Annotated in this window: 13 protein-coding genes; all 13 read right to left on the bottom strand. The window is 70.3% G+C overall.

Annotated elements, in window-relative coordinates:
* Position 1 precedes the first annotated feature (1 nt).
* Positions 2-1678 (bottom strand): hypothetical protein, encoded by a 1677-nt coding sequence (locus tag ACQPXD_RS43390; RefSeq protein ID WP_432828764.1) that lies wholly within the window; start codon positions 1676-1678, stop codon positions 2-4.
* Between the two features lie 52 nt (positions 1679-1730).
* Positions 1731-2093: a hypothetical protein gene (locus ACQPXD_RS43395; RefSeq protein ID WP_432828766.1), complete on the bottom strand. Its 363-nt coding sequence runs from the start codon at positions 2091-2093 to the stop codon at positions 1731-1733.
* A 14-nt stretch (positions 2094-2107) separates the two neighbouring features.
* Positions 2108-2611 (bottom strand): hypothetical protein, encoded by a 504-nt coding sequence (locus tag ACQPXD_RS43400; protein ID WP_432828768.1) that lies wholly within the window; start codon positions 2609-2611, stop codon positions 2108-2110.
* Positions 2612-2615: 4 nt separating this feature from the next.
* A complete protein-coding gene (locus tag ACQPXD_RS43405; protein ID WP_432828770.1) occupies positions 2616-2894 on the bottom strand; it encodes a hypothetical protein in 279 nt (92 codons plus the stop codon).
* Between the two features lie 5 nt (positions 2895-2899).
* Positions 2900-3295: a hypothetical protein gene (locus ACQPXD_RS43410; RefSeq protein WP_432828772.1), complete on the bottom strand. Its 396-nt coding sequence runs from the start codon at positions 3293-3295 to the stop codon at positions 2900-2902.
* A 10-nt stretch (positions 3296-3305) separates the two neighbouring features.
* Positions 3306-4439: a hypothetical protein gene (locus ACQPXD_RS43415; protein ID WP_432828774.1), complete on the bottom strand. Its 1134-nt coding sequence runs from the start codon at positions 4437-4439 to the stop codon at positions 3306-3308.
* Positions 4440-4476: 37 nt separating this feature from the next.
* Positions 4477-4689, bottom strand: coding sequence for a hypothetical protein (locus tag ACQPXD_RS43420; RefSeq protein ID WP_432828775.1), 213 nt, complete (start codon positions 4687-4689; stop codon positions 4477-4479).
* An 8-nt stretch (positions 4690-4697) separates the two neighbouring features.
* Complete coding sequence (locus ACQPXD_RS43425) at positions 4698-5537, bottom strand: hypothetical protein (protein WP_432828777.1); 840 nt, start codon at positions 5535-5537, stop codon at positions 4698-4700.
* A gap of 105 nt (positions 5538-5642) precedes the next feature.
* On the bottom strand, positions 5643-7664 hold the full coding sequence (locus ACQPXD_RS43430; RefSeq protein WP_432828779.1) for an NPCBM/NEW2 domain-containing protein: 2022 nt from the start codon (positions 7662-7664) through the stop codon (positions 5643-5645).
* A gap of 23 nt (positions 7665-7687) precedes the next feature.
* On the bottom strand, positions 7688-11905 hold the full coding sequence (locus ACQPXD_RS43435; protein WP_432828780.1) for a beta-galactosidase: 4218 nt from the start codon (positions 11903-11905) through the stop codon (positions 7688-7690).
* Positions 11906-12437: 532 nt separating this feature from the next.
* Positions 12438-12965 carry an RNA polymerase sigma factor gene (locus tag ACQPXD_RS43440; RefSeq protein WP_432828781.1) on the bottom strand — a complete coding sequence of 176 codons (528 nt, stop codon included), beginning with the start codon at positions 12963-12965 and terminating at the stop codon, positions 12438-12440.
* A 310-nt stretch (positions 12966-13275) separates the two neighbouring features.
* On the bottom strand, positions 13276-14283 hold the full coding sequence (locus ACQPXD_RS43445) for an MsnO8 family LLM class oxidoreductase (protein WP_432828782.1): 1008 nt from the start codon (positions 14281-14283) through the stop codon (positions 13276-13278).
* A complete protein-coding gene (locus ACQPXD_RS43450; RefSeq protein ID WP_432828784.1) occupies positions 14280-15548 on the bottom strand; it encodes an enoyl-CoA hydratase/isomerase family protein in 1269 nt (422 codons plus the stop codon). The genes ACQPXD_RS43445 and ACQPXD_RS43450 overlap by 4 nt, the downstream gene beginning before the upstream one ends.
* Positions 15549-15596: the final 48 nt, after the last annotated feature.

Consider the following 15596-nt stretch of genomic DNA (forward strand, 5'->3'; position numbering starts at 1 on the left):
ATCACGACACCGCCACGTTGGAGCCGTCGAGCTTCAGGTTGACCGAGCCGTTGGTGAGCTCGATCGTCTTGTTGCTGGTGGTGATGGTGACCGCCCCGCCGGCGTCGATGGTGATGGTGGTACCGCTGTGATGCTCGATGGTGATCGAGGCGTCGGTCGGCGGGTCCGGCCGTGTCCCCACGTCCGGGAGCTTGTCGGCGCCGACGAGGATGTGCAGTCCGGCCGCCTGGATGACCCGGAAGCCGCCCTTGTCGGTGAGGTCGTTGACGCCCTTGTTCTGCGGCAGACCGTCGTTGTCCAGCTCGGTCGGCAGGGCCAGCCAGTAGTCGCCGGCCTCGTTGGGCGGAGGGTCCAGCCGCGGGTTGTCCGGCCACAGGAAGCCGGTGACCACCGCGTCGTTGACCCGGCCCTGGTTGTGCGCCAGCAGTGCGCGCATCTTCGGGTAGACGGGCACCATCAGCCCGGTGTTCGCGAACGCGAACACCGACGCGATCGGCTTGCTGACGAGGTCCACGGTGGAGTCGACCTCGCTCGCCACACTCGGCGAGACCACGCCGGGCTCGGGCGTCTGTCCATAGTGCATGGTCGCGAGGTGGCTGCCGTCCGCACCCGGGGCGTATTCCGCCACCTCGCCCACGTCGATGGCGGGGTGATCGTCGCGGGACCGGTCGACCGTGTTCGCCAGGCGGTCGACGACCGCCCGCACACCGTCGGTCGCCTGGACCCGCACGCCCGGCTGGGCGACGATGAGGGAGACCTCCGTGGTGTACCCCTGCGTGCTCTTGAAACAGTGCACCACCCGCGACAGCCGCAGCGGGCCGTCGGGCAGCCCGGAGAGTCCCTTGACCGTGGCGATCTGACCCACCCGCAGCTGGGGATGGCCCAGCACGGTCAGGTTCAGCGTGCTGCGCACGGGCGGCTTGAGCTGCAGGGCGGTGTCCTCGCCGTCGACCGCTTCCAGCTCCACGATGTTGACGTCCGGGTCGAACGCCACCGGCGCCCGGTCGCTGAGCGCTCCGACCGCGTCGCCCAGGAACACCTTGCCGTCCCGGACCAGCAGCGGCACCTGCTGCGGCTTGGTCAGTTCGCGCAGGGCGGCGAGCAGTGTGCTGAAGCGGGTGGTGACGGCCGGCAGGGTGCCGGGCATGGACGACCCGGCGGCGAGTTCGAGGTCCGCAATGCCGACGAGGTCGGACATGTATTGCAGCGCCGGTGTGTCGCTGGGCGGGCCGATCAGCGCCTCGACGTTGCGCAACCGCCAGCCGGCCTCCTCCTGTCCGGACAGGACGGTCACGGCCAGCCCGTCCGTCCCGACGCCGGAGGCAACCTTCGTCACCCGCCCGACCAGGACCACTCCGATGTCGGTGCTCGTGGTCTCGGGCTCGTCGAAGTAGCCCAGCCGGACCGTCATCCGCAGCGGGCGGGCGGCCTGAGCGGCCCGGATGAGCTCGGTGACGCGGGTCGGCAGGTTGATGAGCTTGACGTCGAACGTGTCGGCGGCCGCCTCCTCGCGCATGGTGACCGTGATGTCGGCGTCGAGGATGAACGCCCCGTTGAGCATGTCGTTGGAGATGGTCACCGGCAGCCCGGACCCGGCCAGCGCCGAGAGCGTGCCCAGCAGGCCGCCGCCGTCGCTGTCGTCGGAGATCTCGACCTTGTACCAGATGACGAAGCTCATGGCGCGACCCGCCGCTCACGCCCGCCGGCACCGGCTCGCTGATGGCGCACACTCATCGCAGGGCCACCCCGCCCAGGATCTGGGAACCGAACGAGCCGATCCCGTTGAGGTTGCGCCGGTCCACCCGCATGGTCCGGAACATCAGCGCCAACTCCGCCGCGCGGTACTCCACGCCCGGGACGAGCTTGCGCCGCAGCAACGGCACCAGGCCGCCCGGCTCCTCCCGGCCGACCGCGAGCACGAGGAACGCCCCGGGCGCCGGCAGGTCGAGCAGGCCGTCGGGCGCGGCCGTGGCGATCTCCTCGGCCACGTTGGCGTGCAGGGCGAACTGGTAGGTCCGCCCGGCCAGGCTCAGCCGGAACGTCTGCGGGAAGCCCTCCGCCGGGTCGATCGGCAACTGCCGGAAGTCCGCCATGCTCACCTGCCTCGTCAGAACAGCGCGCCGAGCTGACGCGGGATCGGGTTGGGGGACGGTAGTGCCGGGATGCCGGCGGTGCCGGCGGCGAGCGCGAAGTCGGCGACCTCACTCACGACCGCCGACAGGCTCGCCCGCGGCACGTGCTGCAGGGTCATCGACACATCCAGCGCGTCGCGCTTGGCGACGCTGGCGGTGAAGCGCAGGTCGGTGATCTGCATGTCCAGGCTGATGGTCAGCCCGGACACGACCGGGATACCGGTGGTGGCCAGCGCCGGCGCCTCGGTCGCGACGAGCAGCCGCGAGGTGAGGGCCAGCGTCTCGAGCGCTTTCTTCTGCTCCAGCCGCCGCGGCCCCAGCAGCACCGCCTCGATCGCGATGGTCTTGACGGTCGGCTGGGTGGCCTGGGAGAACCGGCTGCCCTTGATCCGCTCGATCCGGTACCCCTCGGTCATGGTCATGCTCTGCACGTAGAGCAGCTGAACCGGTCCGACGAGCACCGGGACGTTGACGGCCACCGCGCTACACCCGGGTCGCCAGTTCCCGGTCCAGTTCGGCGAAGACGTGCTCGGCGACCCGCTGGACCTCCTCGTCCGGCAGGCAGCCCACCACCTCCACCTGGACCGGGAAGTAGAAGTTGACCACGGTGCCCTCGGCGGCGCCGGAGGAGATCATCGCCTCGCTGCCGGCCGCCGGGACGATGTACTCGCCCTCGTGGACGAGCGCGATGCCGGTGCGCTCCACGCGGCCGCCGGCGGCGTACGCCGGTAGCTCCAGACCGTAGCTGTCCTCACCGTCCACTGTGGTTACACCGCCTCGATGCCGACGGCCAGCGCCATGCAGTTGAAGCTCGCCTGCGGCACGCCGTCGATGACCACATTGCTCGGGTTGGCCGAGGTGACGACGCAGCGGGAGAACTTGAACGAGTTGAAGGCCCAGTCGGTGCCCTTCTTCTCGGCCACCACGATGGAGAACTCGGTGCCGTTGGTGGCCAGCTCGGTCAGGTCGGCCACGGCCGTCGCCACGGCCGGAACGGCCATGGTGAAGGTGAAGGTGAACGGCTGCCGGACGAACCCGACGTTGTCCGCCTCGATGCTGTGAAGCACGGTGTGCGGCACGTTGAACGTCGGTGTGAACGACGAGATCGGGGTGATGGTGGCGTCCCCGAGCTTGACCTCGAGGCGGGTGTTCCAGTCGGCCATCGTGCTACTCCTAGTCGAACTTCAGGGTGATCGCGAGGCGGTGGATGGCGCCGGCGTACTCGACGGCGGTGAGGATCTGGACCAACCGCTGCGACTGCGCGTTGTTGATCTGCGCCAGTTCGGTGGCGGTGAGGGTCGCCGGGTCCTTGTCCAGCAGAGCGAGCAGCGGCACCACGACCTCGAAGCCGTCCAGGATGTCGGCCTGGAGGAACGGGGTGAGGACCGACTCCATCTGAGCGATGAGCGTGCGCAGGCCGGAGCGGCTGATCCGCACGTTGCCGATCGTCTTGATCAGCTGGGCCTTGAGCCGGAAGGAAAGGTCGTCGGTGAACCGGACCATGTCGATGTACTTCTTGCCACCAGGAGCGCCGGTGTAGCCCTCCCCCATGAAGACGCTCGAGCCCGGGATCAGCGCCGGGCTGGTCAGCCAGTTCACGCCGGCTCCGGTCGGGCCGGAGTCGAACGTCTCGGGCTGGCCGTTGAGCTGGTCGACCTGGGCGGCCGTGAAGTTCGGGCTGGTGATGTTCACCTGCTTGAGCAGCAGCGACACGTGGGGCTGATAGCCGGCGATGGTGCCGGCGACCGCCGCGGCCGCGTCCTCGTCGCTGTTGTGAGCGATGTAGACCATCCGCTCGCTGGCCAGCGTCCCGGTGACGATGGACGGGTTGCTCACGCCCTTGGGCAGCATGGCCACGCCCATCCGCTCCATCCCGTCGGTCCCGGTGTTGGAGATCGCCGCGATGTGGTTGACCAGGGTGGTGACCGCCCCGTTGGTGCCGCCGGTGTTCGTGTCGAGCGGCGTGTGAGCCAGCACGACGAGCTGCACGTTGAGGGTGTCCACCACGGCCAGGGCGGCGCCGAAGTCGGGGGCCGTGGCGTCCACCCGGACGCCGTAGATCAGCGTCGGGCCGGGCGACTGGGCGAAGGCGAGGGCGATGGCGTCGCCGAGTTCACCGGGAACGCGCAGCTTGGCGTCGTTGGGGTCGGTGAAGGCGACCGGGATGTTCACGTCCGGGATGGTCACTCCGGCCGGGAGTGTTGTCGGCGGCTTGACCTTGCCGACGATGGCGATGCTGCCGAATGCGCGGACGGCCGGCGCGAACAGATCGACGATCGGGTTCACGCGGATGTACCGAACGGTCACCGGCTCCTCCTTTTCTCTCGGGCTCGATCGAGCCGGGTCAGTGGTACTTACGGACGAGCCGGGACCGCAGCCGCTCCGCCGCCGCGGGGGTGAGCGGACGGACCGTGGGGTTGCCGGTCTCGACGGGCTCGCCCGGGGCTGCCGGCGCGGCGTCCGCCCCGGTCGCGACCGCCGCGAAGTTCTCGGTCGGCCGCTCGGCACCGGCATCGTGGCCACCCTGCCGGTAGCCGTACGGGTCGTCGGATTGCATGAGGCTCCTCAACCGGGGTTCTGGAACAGGGTGACCACGCCCTCGCGGGCGTAGAGCTGCTCGACGGCGGTGACCAGGCTGGCGTCGGCTGGATCCGCAAACACGACGGCGGTGGCGTAGGCGGCGATCGAGTCGGCCGGGATGCCTGCCGGTGCCGGTGCGGTGAGGTCGCGGGCGGTGTCGCGGATGAGCCGGGCGGCGCGCAGTCCGTCGGCCACGTCGAACGGGTCGACGACCGCGACGGCCAGCCGGACGGTGAGTGTGTGGACATTCGCCGGGTCGTTCGCGTTGAACGGCGGCGGGACCCGCAGCCGCACCTCGGTGACGAGGTAGTCGAACGCGTTGCGCAGATCGTCGACGGTTTGCAGGTGGTGGCGGGCCATGAACCCGTCGAGGTCGATGAACTGGAACCGTCGCCGGAACTCGTCGAGGGTGGTGAAGTCGTCGAAGCTGCGGCTGAGCACCGACTCGGCCCCGCCCGGGGCGATCTCGGTCACCACGGTCACGGCGACCTGGGCGAGCAGGTCGATCCAGACCGGGCTGGCCGGGGCCGGCCGGTCGAGGGTGAACTCGGTGCGGGTGAAGCTCGGCACCGTCTGCGTCCACGCGCCGACCTGGTGGCTCACCGGCAGCAGCGGCCGCTCGACCAGCACCTCCTGGACGGCGACGGACCGGATCTGGTCCACCCGGGCGGCGGTCAGGTCGTAGACGGCCCCGAGCGCGGTGCGCACCCGGGCCCCGAAGGTGTCCCCGTCCGGGAGCAGGGCAGCACCGAGCTGCGTGGGGTCACTGAGGGCCAGCAGGGCCCGGTCCCTGAACGACGCCATCTCCACCGCCTCGGTCGGCAACGAGGCAACGGTGACAGCGGACGTCGACGATCCGTCGACAGTCCACCGACAAGGGACCGGACGCGACCGGGCCTCTGGGCACCGGCCGCGTCCGTGATCCGCGGCTCAGCAGGTGATCTGCGCGCCTGCCCAGTCGGTGTGGTCGCTGTCCGGGCTGCCGTTGTCGTCCGCGACCAACCGCAGCACCTGCGCGCCGGCGAGGCTGCCGGACAGGTGCTTGGCCGGGTCGGCGGCGGTCATCGCGCCGCTGTTGGCCACCTCGGTACCGTCGGCGTAGATGATGAAGGTGGCGTTGGCGGGGCTGCCGTTCTTCTCGTCGTCGATGCCGACGTCGGTGCTGACGGTGCTGCACCTGCCGTCGAGGTAGTAGTCGATCTCGGCCGGGGCGTTGGTACCGAGGCCCTTGGCGTAGGTGACTCCGTTGATGGTGATGGTGTGGCCGTCCGCGGCACCGGTCTCGCCGTTGCTGCGGTCCTTCTCCACCGGTCCCCAGTCGTTGGACGCCGACAGCCAGTCCAGGTCGGACAGGTAGCTGACCCCGGACGGCGGCGGCTTGGCGACCACGAAGGCGGTCGTGGTCGTGATGGTCTGCCAGCTGCCGCCGGTCCAGTTGTAGACCGCCGACGCGGACACCTGGTAGCTGCCGGGACCGGCGCCGGCCGGCGGCGCGATCGTCCACTGTGACTTGAACGGCTTACCGCTCTGGATCGCGACGCCGATCGGGCTGGACTTGACGGTGACGGTCCAACCGGCCGGGGCGGTGAGTGTGACCGCCGCGCTGATCAGCGGGGCGCGCCCGTTGTCGGTCAGCGCGGTCTGCACGTCGACCGGCGTGTTCGGATTCACCACTGGCTGCGAGCCGGTCGCGGCCGCTCCCGGCAGGGTCACCGACAGGTCGGCCGACGGCGGGAGATTCGCCCACTTGCTGTCCTTGGACAGCCGGTAGATCGCGGTGCCGTGCGGCGGCACGACGGCGCTGATGGTGCCGGCGGTCTCCGTGGAGGTACCGGTCCACAGGTCCTTCTGGCGGTAGGCGGTGGCCTTCGGCAGGCCGGCGGCGCCGACGGTGGTGCTGATCCGCGCCGCCGTGTCCGACTCGTTGTACAGCGCGACCGCGACGTCCCCGCCCTGCAGCGGCTTGGCGAGCACGACGTGCCCGTTGCTGTCGCTGATCGGCTTGGCCTGCTTGCTCAACGGGTCCTGGTCGATCGCGATGATGTCCTTGTTCAGCAGGATGTTCATCGTCGCGGGCGTCGCCTGGCGCAGGTCGCTGCCGATCAGCAGCGGCGCGGCGAACATCGACCACACGGCGAAGTGCGTGCGGTACTCGGTGTCGGTCATCCCGCCGTTGCCGATTTCCAGCATGTCCGGGTCGTTGAACGCGCCGGCACCGGCGTACGGGTACAGCGGAAGGTTCTCCCGGATGATGGACTTCAGGCTGTTCCAGCCGTCGCTGATGTCACCGGTGGTACGCCACAGGTTGCCCACACTGGGCGCCCACAGCCACGGCGAGTTCACGCCCCACTCGCAGATGGAGTAGACGATCGGCCGGCCAGTGGCCGCCAGCGCGTCGCGCATCGCCGAATACCGGTCGATGTACTGCTGCGTGGTGGTGCTGCCGGCGTTGTTGCAGTTGTCGTACTTGAGGTAGTCGACGCCCCAGTCGGCGAACGTCTGCGCGTCGACGGTCTCGTGTCCGAGACTGCCCGGGTACCCCGCGCAGGTCGCCGTGCCGGCGTCCTCGTAGATGCCCAGCTTCAGGCCCAGCGAGTGCACGTAGTCGGCGGTGCCGTCGATGCCGTCCGGGAACTTCGCCGGATCGGGCACCAGCCGGCCGGTCTGCGGGTCGCGGGAGTGGGTCATCCAGCAGTCGTCGATGTTGACGTACTGGTACCCGGCGGCCTTGAGACCGGAGGAGACGAAGGAGTCGGCGGTCTGCTTGATGAGCTGCTCGCTGACGTCGCAGCCGAAGGCGTTCCAGTCGTTGAAGCCCATCGGCGGCGTGCGTACCAGTCCGTTGTTGAGGGCCTGGGCCGGGGTGGACCGGACGGAGTCCACGGCCAGCCCGCCGAAGGCGACACCAATCATGAGCACCGCGGACAGGACCAACTTCGGGGGTGTTCGCATGGCTGAACCTTTCTGTACATCGGTCACCCGGCGCACGTGAGCACCGGGTTGGCCCAGTCGCCGTGGTCGTTGCCGTTGCCGTCGCCGGCATCCCCGACGACCAGGTCGACCACCTGGCCACCGGTGACCGGGACGTCGATGGTCGCCGCCGGTGTGGAGCCGTTGACGGTCGGCGTGGTGACCAGCGTGACGCCGTCGAGGACCACGCTGAACGTCACCGTTCCGACGTTGCCCTTCTCGTCGTCCATGCCCACGGTCGCGGTGAACCGGCTGCAGGTGCCGCCGAGGTAGACGGCGACGTCGCTGACCGAGTTGGTGCCCAGACCCTTCGGGTACACGGTGCCGTTGATGGTGATCGGGTGCCCGTCACCGGCGGCCTGCTCGCCCACGCTGGTGTCCCGCTCCACCGGTCCCCAGCCGTTGGTCGCCGACAGCCACGGCAGGTCGCCGACCTGGTCCTGGCCGGCGGGCGGCAGCGGCGGCACGGCGCCGACGATCCGCTCGTCACCGACGCTGCGCCGCCTGCCCTCCTGGGTCAGCGTCGCGGTGGCGGTGATCGGGCTCTGCTTCGCGAGCGTCGGGCCGGCGGTAACCGTGAACGTGACCTCGGCCGACCGGCCGTTGGTGAGCTTGTCGATCCGGGCCGGGCTCGGCGCGCTCGCCGTCCAGCCGTCGGGCAGGGCGAGCGCCGTGGTGATGTTCGTGGCCGCAGCGCCGTGGACGCTGACCGTCGCCGTCGCGGTGAACTGCTCGCCAGCGCTGACCGAGCCGGGAACCTGGAGCGCGACGGCGGCGGTCGGCGTCTTCGGCATCCGGTACTGCGCACCGTTGTAGCGCGGGCCGTCGTTGCCCGCGACGCTCAGCGAGGACGCGTAGCCGCCGTAGTTGGTCAGTGCCACGGTGCCCAGGCCACCGGTGGAGCCGTCCAGGTTCCACACCGCGATCTTGACGTCGTTGACGCCGTTCGGGTTGAGGACGCCGGTCGGGATCGGGAAGCTGTGCTGCGGCCCGACGTCGTTGACGTAGTGACCGATGTCCCAGCCGTTGACGAACAGCTGCGCCCGGTACCGGCGGGACGGGTCGTCGGTGATGGTCAGGCCGAGCGACGTGTCCTGCCCGTGCGGCAGGTTCAGCGACACGCGGGTGGCATACCAGGACACGCCCGGCGTGGTGTCGCCGACCGGCAGGGTGACCGGCTTCCAGGTGCTGGTCGGATAGCCCGGCAGGTACCAGCCGGCCCGCTCGCCCCACAGGCCGCCGACGCTCAGCGGGCCGCGCACCGTGTCGAGCGGGGTCTCGCCGCCGCGGACGCCCTGCAGCCGCCAGGTGATGGTGTTCAGCGGTGCGCCGGCCAGCGACGCGCCGACCAGCCCGCGGGCCGCTTTGTTGCCGCTGGACTGGTTGTAGTCCTCCTCGTGGCCCATGTTCACGGTCAGCACGGACAGCACGTTGTCGGGTCCACTGTGGACCACTCCGGCCGGGAGCGGGTAGGTCGTGGTCCCGTCGGACGTGGCGCTGCCCAGGAACGTGCCGTTCAACCAGACCGACGAGGCGGCGGCGCCACCACCGCTTTGCGCGGTCAGCGTGATGCCCGTCTCCGCACCGGTACCGGTGAACCGGCCGCGGTACCAGGTGCTGCCGGTGTGGAAGCCGTAGTCGTCGGCGAACAGCACCGGCAGCGAACCCGGGCCGGTGATGCTGTTGCTGGTCATCTTGTCGGCGACCGTCCAGGTCGAGTCGTCGAACCCGGGTCGCGCCTCGGGCGACTCCTCGGTGTGCACCCAGTTGGTCAGCGCCGGCAGGGCGACCGGCCGGGCGGTCGGCAACTGCCCGACCAGGCTCCCGGATGGCGACCTGGTGGCCCGTACCGGCGCACCGTTCCAGGTCAGCTGGTGCGCGGCGGTGAACACCTCGAGCGAACCGTCGGTGCCGACGTCCCCGGTCAGGTCGGCAGTGGACGCCCGGCTGGTCGCGCCGCGCAGCAGGTGGGTGCCGCGGACGAGCACCGGGCCGGCCGCGGTGTCCTGCCGCCAGAAGGTCTCCGCGGTGTCCTTGTCGGCCAGCAGCAGCAGGAGCGGGTGCTCCCCGCCGCCCACCGTCACCCGGATCAGGCCGCCGTGCGTGTAGTTCAGCCGCAGGTCGCCGGTCGCCGGGTCCCAGGTGGACGTCACCGTGCCGCCGGTGGCGGCGACGGTTGGCCGGGTCGGGTAGTTAAGCACGGTCTCGCCGGCCGAGCCGGCGTCGCCGTAGAGCACCGCGATGTCCCGGCCGCCGATGGTGGCGTCGGTCATCAGCTCCGAGGTGGAGTACCGGAGCTCGTTGCCGCCCAGGCTGTAGCCGGCGACGATGATCTTCGAGTCGCGGCCGTTCAGGGTGATCCCGGTGCCCGGCTCCTGCGGCACGAGCGGGTAGGTCGCCGGCCCGGGTACCGACAGGTCGACGGCGTCGATGGCCACGTAGTTGTCGGTCGAGCCGGAGCCGTGCCGGCCGTCCACGACGATCCGCAGGGTGTGCGGGCCGTCGGTCAGCCCGCCGCGCTCGAACAGCACCGCCTGGTTGGCGCTGCCGGAATCGTCCACAGTGGCCTGCAGCTCGCCGTCGAGGTACACGTCGGCGAAGCCGTGGTTGTCGGTCTGCGAACCGATCCACCGGATCGCCGTACCCGTGAAGGGAATTGTCACTGCATCGCCGGCACGGTTGGAGAAGGACTCGGTGTTCTTGTAGTCGCCGCCGGTATAGCTCTGGTCGGCCACGTGCGACCAGGTCCCGGTGTACTGCAGCGCGGGGTCGTTGTCGTCGTACGTGTAGCTGACCACCGGCCTCGCGTTGAAGTCGATCGCGATGTGCGTGCTGTCGGCCGACGTCGACGTGGAGTCGCCGTGGCGCAGCACGTGGAACTGGGTACCGGTGTCGGGGTTGCGCCGCGCGGTGTCCACGATCCGGGTGTTGTCCGGCTTCGCGGCCGGGATCGCGTCGGTCTTGGCCAGCGGCGCCGCCGCCTGGGTCAGGTAGCCGATGAGCTTGTCCTGGTAGTACTTCGGGTCCAGCTCGCGGGTCTCGCGGATCGCCGCACCGTAGTCGTAGGAGGTGTAGTTCTCCGGCTCGCCGAGCCAGCCCCAGTTGGTGCCGCCGTAGAGCATGTAGAAGCTCTGCGAGGTGGCGCCGACGGCGATGTTCTGCTTGTAGAAGACGCTGGCGAACTGGTCGTTGATGAGTCGTGCGCAGTTGTCGTACCCGGGGCCACCCCACGGGTCGAAGGCACCACCCTGGTACTCGGCGGTCTCCAGCGGCTTGCCGGCCGCCTTGCCGCCGCTGATGTTCGGCACGCCGCTCCACCGGGCCGGGTTGCCGCAGTCGAAGCCCTGCGGGTAGGCGTCCATGCCATCCACGTCCAGGGCCGCGTCGCCGGTGCTGAACGTACCGTTGTTGTTGCCGACCAGCGGCACGGTGATGCCGTCGGCGCGCGCCTTGTCCTCCAGGTGCCGCATGTACACGCGACCCGCGGCGTCGCCGCGGTAGTACTCGTTCTCCACCTGGTACTCGATGATCGAGCCGGTGCCGTTGGTCAGCAGGTGCCGGGCCAGGATCCGGTCGATCCGGGTCTGCCACTCGTCGGAGTACCTGAGGTAGTCGGGGTCGCTGGTGCGGGTCGTGCCCGGCTTGGTGGACAGCCAGCCCGGGAAGCCGCCGCCGTCGACCTCCGCATTGATGTACGGTCCGGGCCGGGCGATGACGTAGATGCCGAGCCGGTCAGCGATGTCCAGCAGCTTGTCCACGTCACGCACGCCGGTGAAGTCGTAGACTCCGGGCGCCGGCGAGTGGTAGCCCCAGTCGAAGTAGAGCGACACCGCGTTGAAGCCGGCCGCCTTCATCTTCTGCAGCACGTCGACCCACAGGTCCTGGTTCGGCAGCCGGAAGTAGTGGAACTCACCGGACCACAGGTACACACGCTTCCCGTCGATCAGGTACGAGTAGCCGTCGTAGCCGACCGTGTGCGACCGGCCCGCACGGGCCGGGTCCGGGGCGGCGCCGGCAGCGGACGGCAGGCCGACGGCGAGCGCGAGCACCATCGCGACCACGGCGGCGCGGGTGAGTGCCCGCAGCGAGCGCCGGCGGTTCCGGCCGCGTCGGCCCAGCCCGACGGGTCCGAGGTCGGTGCGGTGTGCGGCGGGTTTGGTGGGCTCGGGGCGGATCAGCCGCCAAGCGCGCAGGCTCGAGCGGCGGCGGGGGCTCGGGGGCATCGAGGCGGACCTTTCCAGGTCGATCCCGCGCCAGGCGGGGGCGCATCGCTGTGGCGCGGGCGGGACAAGGGCCTACGCGGGCAACCTCGAACAGCATCACCCGCAAACGAGCAGAATCTCGCGCACTGAGTGGTGGGGTATGATGAGATTAGTTTGAATGTGTCGATGATGTTACCGCCAACGCTCCAGAAATCAACCTCTGATCGCCGAGCGTCGATCCGCGCCGAGCGCGCGCGACGGGCGGGCCTCCGTCAGCCCCATCGGCGTGGGAGCTTCAGCGCGCCGGCCTTGGTTCACCGCCTGTCGCACACCACCTGAACGTCGCTGAGACCCCCCGTCGGCACGGTGACCGGGACATCAACCCGGCACGGTGCGAAATCGCTGACGGGCGGCCTGGTGCCAGGGGTGCTCGGATCGTCGCTTGCCGAGACCACGGGCGGGACCTCACGCGCGCCTGCCGCAGATCCTGGCGGGCTACTGGCCCCCAGGTACGACGGGAAACCAGTGACGTCGTACCGGCCCGGTGCAACGGTCAGCGTGAACTCGCCGCTCCGGCCGGCAACCGTCTCGACGACGCTGCCGCCCTGCCCTCTGAACCGCACAATGCCTGGGATCCCCCGAACCGGTGTCCTGGGGGTGCCCGACGTGAGCTCCAGACGGCCGCCCACCTGTAGGAGCGTGCCGGTGACACACGGTCCCATCGGCCGAGCAGCCTGACGAACGCCTCCTGAACGCACTCCTCGGCGTCCGCCCGGCTCTCCGCGACGAGAGCGACGACGCCCACGAGCCGGCCATAGGACGCCGAGTAGAGATCCGCGACAGCGTCATTCGGCGACCGGCTCATACCTACTACCACCCCCGAGCCGACCCACCGGTTCCCTCGCAGGCAAACTTCGGCGTAGCGGCCGGAAGTCTCCGCGATCATGCGCAACTGGCCCCGACACCAACGGTTTTTCATGATCACGGAGCGCTGATGTACCCCCGTGTGCCACAAGTCTCCGGGATCATGGCAAACCCGTGGTGCGGCCACTGTGGGCAGCATGATCACGGAGACATACATCGCATGCTCATCACGGCTGCGATCGCATCGCTGGCCGCGGTCGCGGTCGCCGGGCCGGCTTCGGCCGCGCCGGGCTCCGAACGCCGGTCGACGATCAGTGCCGGCTCGCTCGGCTGCGCGGCGGACACCGTGGACGCCGCCGACTACCCGCGGTGGACCTCAACTCGACGGTCGTCGACCGTGACACCGCCGCGACCTCAATCCACGGCACCATCGAGCTGTGAAGGCCTCACTGGTCCTAGGGCTGTGCACGACGCACGCGTGGCTTTGAGCAGACGCTGGCCCCGGCTGAGCGCGACGGCCGGCCGGCTTAGATGGTGATGGACTGGAGGGCCTCCGCGATAATCTGGCGTGACCGGGTTCGCGCCGCGGAATCGGTCAACATGTCCTGGACCATGACCTCGGTCGCACCCGATTCCCGGATCATCGGTTCGAGCTGAGCCCGCAGGGTTGCCGGAGTCCCGGAAATCTGCGGCGGAATGACGCCGCCGGCGATCGTGCTCGGCTGCGCTTTCGCCGCGGCGCTCAGCTCCGCCCTGGCCTGTTCCAGGGTGGGGATGGGCCGGTCCCGTCCACCGGCCCGCAGGGCTCGCGCGGGCCAGGTCAGCTGGTGTGCCTGCTCCTCGTCGTCGGCGGCGACGATGTTGAGCGCGAGCATCGGCTGTGGGCCGCCGGTTCCGAATGGTGTTTTCGTGAAGGCTTCGCGGTAATGGCGGAGCGCGCGGGAAGTCAGGTCCGGGTTGATATGGCCGCCGAAGGTGTAGCCGATGCCGAGCCGGGCAGCGAGGCCGGCGCTCGCGCCGGAGGAGCCGAGCACCCAGACCTCGGGAATGCCGTCGATTCCGGCCGTGAGGTCGATCGCCGCGAAGGGGTGGGCGCGGTCGAATGCCTTGTGGAGGTACCCGATGATCTCCTGCACCTGGTCGTGGAAATCGTCGGCCGGTTGGCTGTTTCGGTCACGGCGCAGCGCGTAGTCGATGAGCGGTGTGGCCGTGGCGCGGCCGAGCCCCAGGTCGATGCGGCCGGGCGCGAGCGATTCGAGCATCAGGAAGCGTTCGGCGACGCTGAAGGCGCTGTAGTGGTTGAGGAGGACGGCACCCGAGCCGAGGCGGATTCTCCGGGTCCGCTGGGCGGCCGCCGCGATCAGCGGGGCCGGGTCCTGTGCGGCGTATCCCCGCACGTGGTGGTGCTCGGCGAACCAGAACCGGTGAAAGCCGAGGTGTTCGGCCTCTTCGGCGGCGGCGAGGGCCCGGTCGAGGGCTTCCCGCTTGGTGCCGCCGGGCGCGACCGGGGCCAGTTCGACGAGCGAATACCTCACCGGGCGTCTCCGGCGTGCAGGACGCCGCCGGTCCAGGAGGGGAAGCCGGTCGCGAGGACCGAGGCGACGTCGGCCCCGGCTGGGTCGATCCGCAGGCCGTTGTCGAGGGCGCGGCGGGCGGCGGCGGCCATGGCGGCGGGGTCGGGGCCGGCGTCCAGCAGGGTCTGCACGAAGGAGACGTGGCCGCCGTGGATCAGCACGGGGATGCCGCCCTTCGCGCGGACCTCGGGGATGAGGGCAGCGTCGGTGATCTCGACGATCGGGGCGTCGGGGGCGAAGAACACCGCGGCCAGGGGGTTGGCGGCGATCTGCGGGAACTCACGCAGGCCGGCGTGCGCGCCGGTCGGCGGAAGGTCGGCGGGCACCGTGGCGACCGTACGCATCGCATAAAAGAGATGCGCCAGATCCGGGAACTCGGGCGCGCTCAGCAACGCCCGGCAAGCCGCCGTCTCGATCTCGAAAGCCTCGTCCAGCGGCGCCGCCGCGCTCCGCACCGCCACCTGCAGCACCGCGGCGAGCGCACGCACCGGCGACCCCTCGGAGCGGCGGCTCACCTCCTCGGCAAGACCCGGCGGCTCCGCGGTACCCCCGGGAATCTCATAGCCGGGCCGCTCCCACCGCTGCACGAAATGCCCGGCCGGCTGCGCCAGCACCCAGGCCCGCGCCGCGGCGACCACGTCGTCGGCCAGCTCGTCCACCAAGCCGGCGGCCAGCGCCCGGGCCGGGTGATACGCCGTGCCCGGCCCGACGATCTCCAGCACCGTCGCGGCGATCCCGAACATCCGCGTCGCCCGGACCGTCCCGCCGCCTCCGGGAATGATGCCCATTCCGGTCTCGGCGAGCGCCCACACGACCGACGGGTCGTTCGGGCCGACCCGGTAGTGGCAGGCCAGCGCCAGCTCGAAGCCGCCGCCGAGCGCGGAGCCGTTGAGCGCGGCGGCGACCGGCCGGCCCAGGGTCTCCAGGCGGCGCGCCTGGTCGCGCAGGGGCGTCAGCAGGTCGTAGGTGCCGGCCGCCTCGTCCGGGGTGATCTCGCCCGGCACGAAGTCGGGGCCGGCGATGAAGGAGCGTTTCGCCGAGGTGAGCACCACGCCGCGCAGCCGGCCGAGCTGCCGGGTGAGGTCGTCGAGGCACGCGCCGAGCCCGTCGTAGTGGCGCCGGTTGAGCATGTTCGCGGTGCGGCCGGGGTCGTCGAGGGTCACGGTGACGACGCCGTCGGCGTCCCAGGACCAGCGCGCCGAACCGGATTGTTGGACATCCGTCATACCGTTAACATAGGCGACGGTATGACGGATGTCCAACTGTATGGTGGA

The organism is Dactylosporangium sp. CA-092794 (assembly GCF_050948465.1).
Classification (GTDB): Bacteria; Actinomycetota; Actinomycetes; order Mycobacteriales; family Micromonosporaceae; genus Dactylosporangium.

Excerpts from the sequence above, each read along its gene's own strand:
- ACQPXD_RS43390 (WP_432828764.1), bottom strand. The coding sequence starts at position 1,678 with ATGAGCTTCGTCATCTGGTACAAGGTCGAGATCTCCGACGACAGCGAC.
- ACQPXD_RS43395 (WP_432828766.1), bottom strand. The coding sequence starts at position 2,093 with ATGGCGGACTTCCGGCAGTTGCCGATCGACCCGGCGGAGGGCTTCCCG.
- ACQPXD_RS43410 (WP_432828772.1), bottom strand. The coding sequence starts at position 3,295 with ATGGCCGACTGGAACACCCGCCTCGAGGTCAAGCTCGGGGACGCCACC.
- ACQPXD_RS43420 (WP_432828775.1), bottom strand. The coding sequence starts at position 4,689 with ATGCAATCCGACGACCCGTACGGCTACCGGCAGGGTGGCCACGATGCC.
- ACQPXD_RS43430 (WP_432828779.1), bottom strand. The coding sequence starts at position 7,664 with ATGCGAACACCCCCGAAGTTGGTCCTGTCCGCGGTGCTCATGATTGGT.
- ACQPXD_RS43435 (WP_432828780.1), bottom strand. The coding sequence starts at position 11,905 with ATGCCCCCGAGCCCCCGCCGCCGCTCGAGCCTGCGCGCTTGGCGGCTG.
- ACQPXD_RS43440 (WP_432828781.1), bottom strand. The coding sequence starts at position 12,965 with ATGTATGTCTCCGTGATCATGCTGCCCACAGTGGCCGCACCACGGGTT.
- ACQPXD_RS43450 (WP_432828784.1), bottom strand. The coding sequence starts at position 15,548 with ATGACGGATGTCCAACAATCCGGTTCGGCGCGCTGGTCCTGGGACGCC.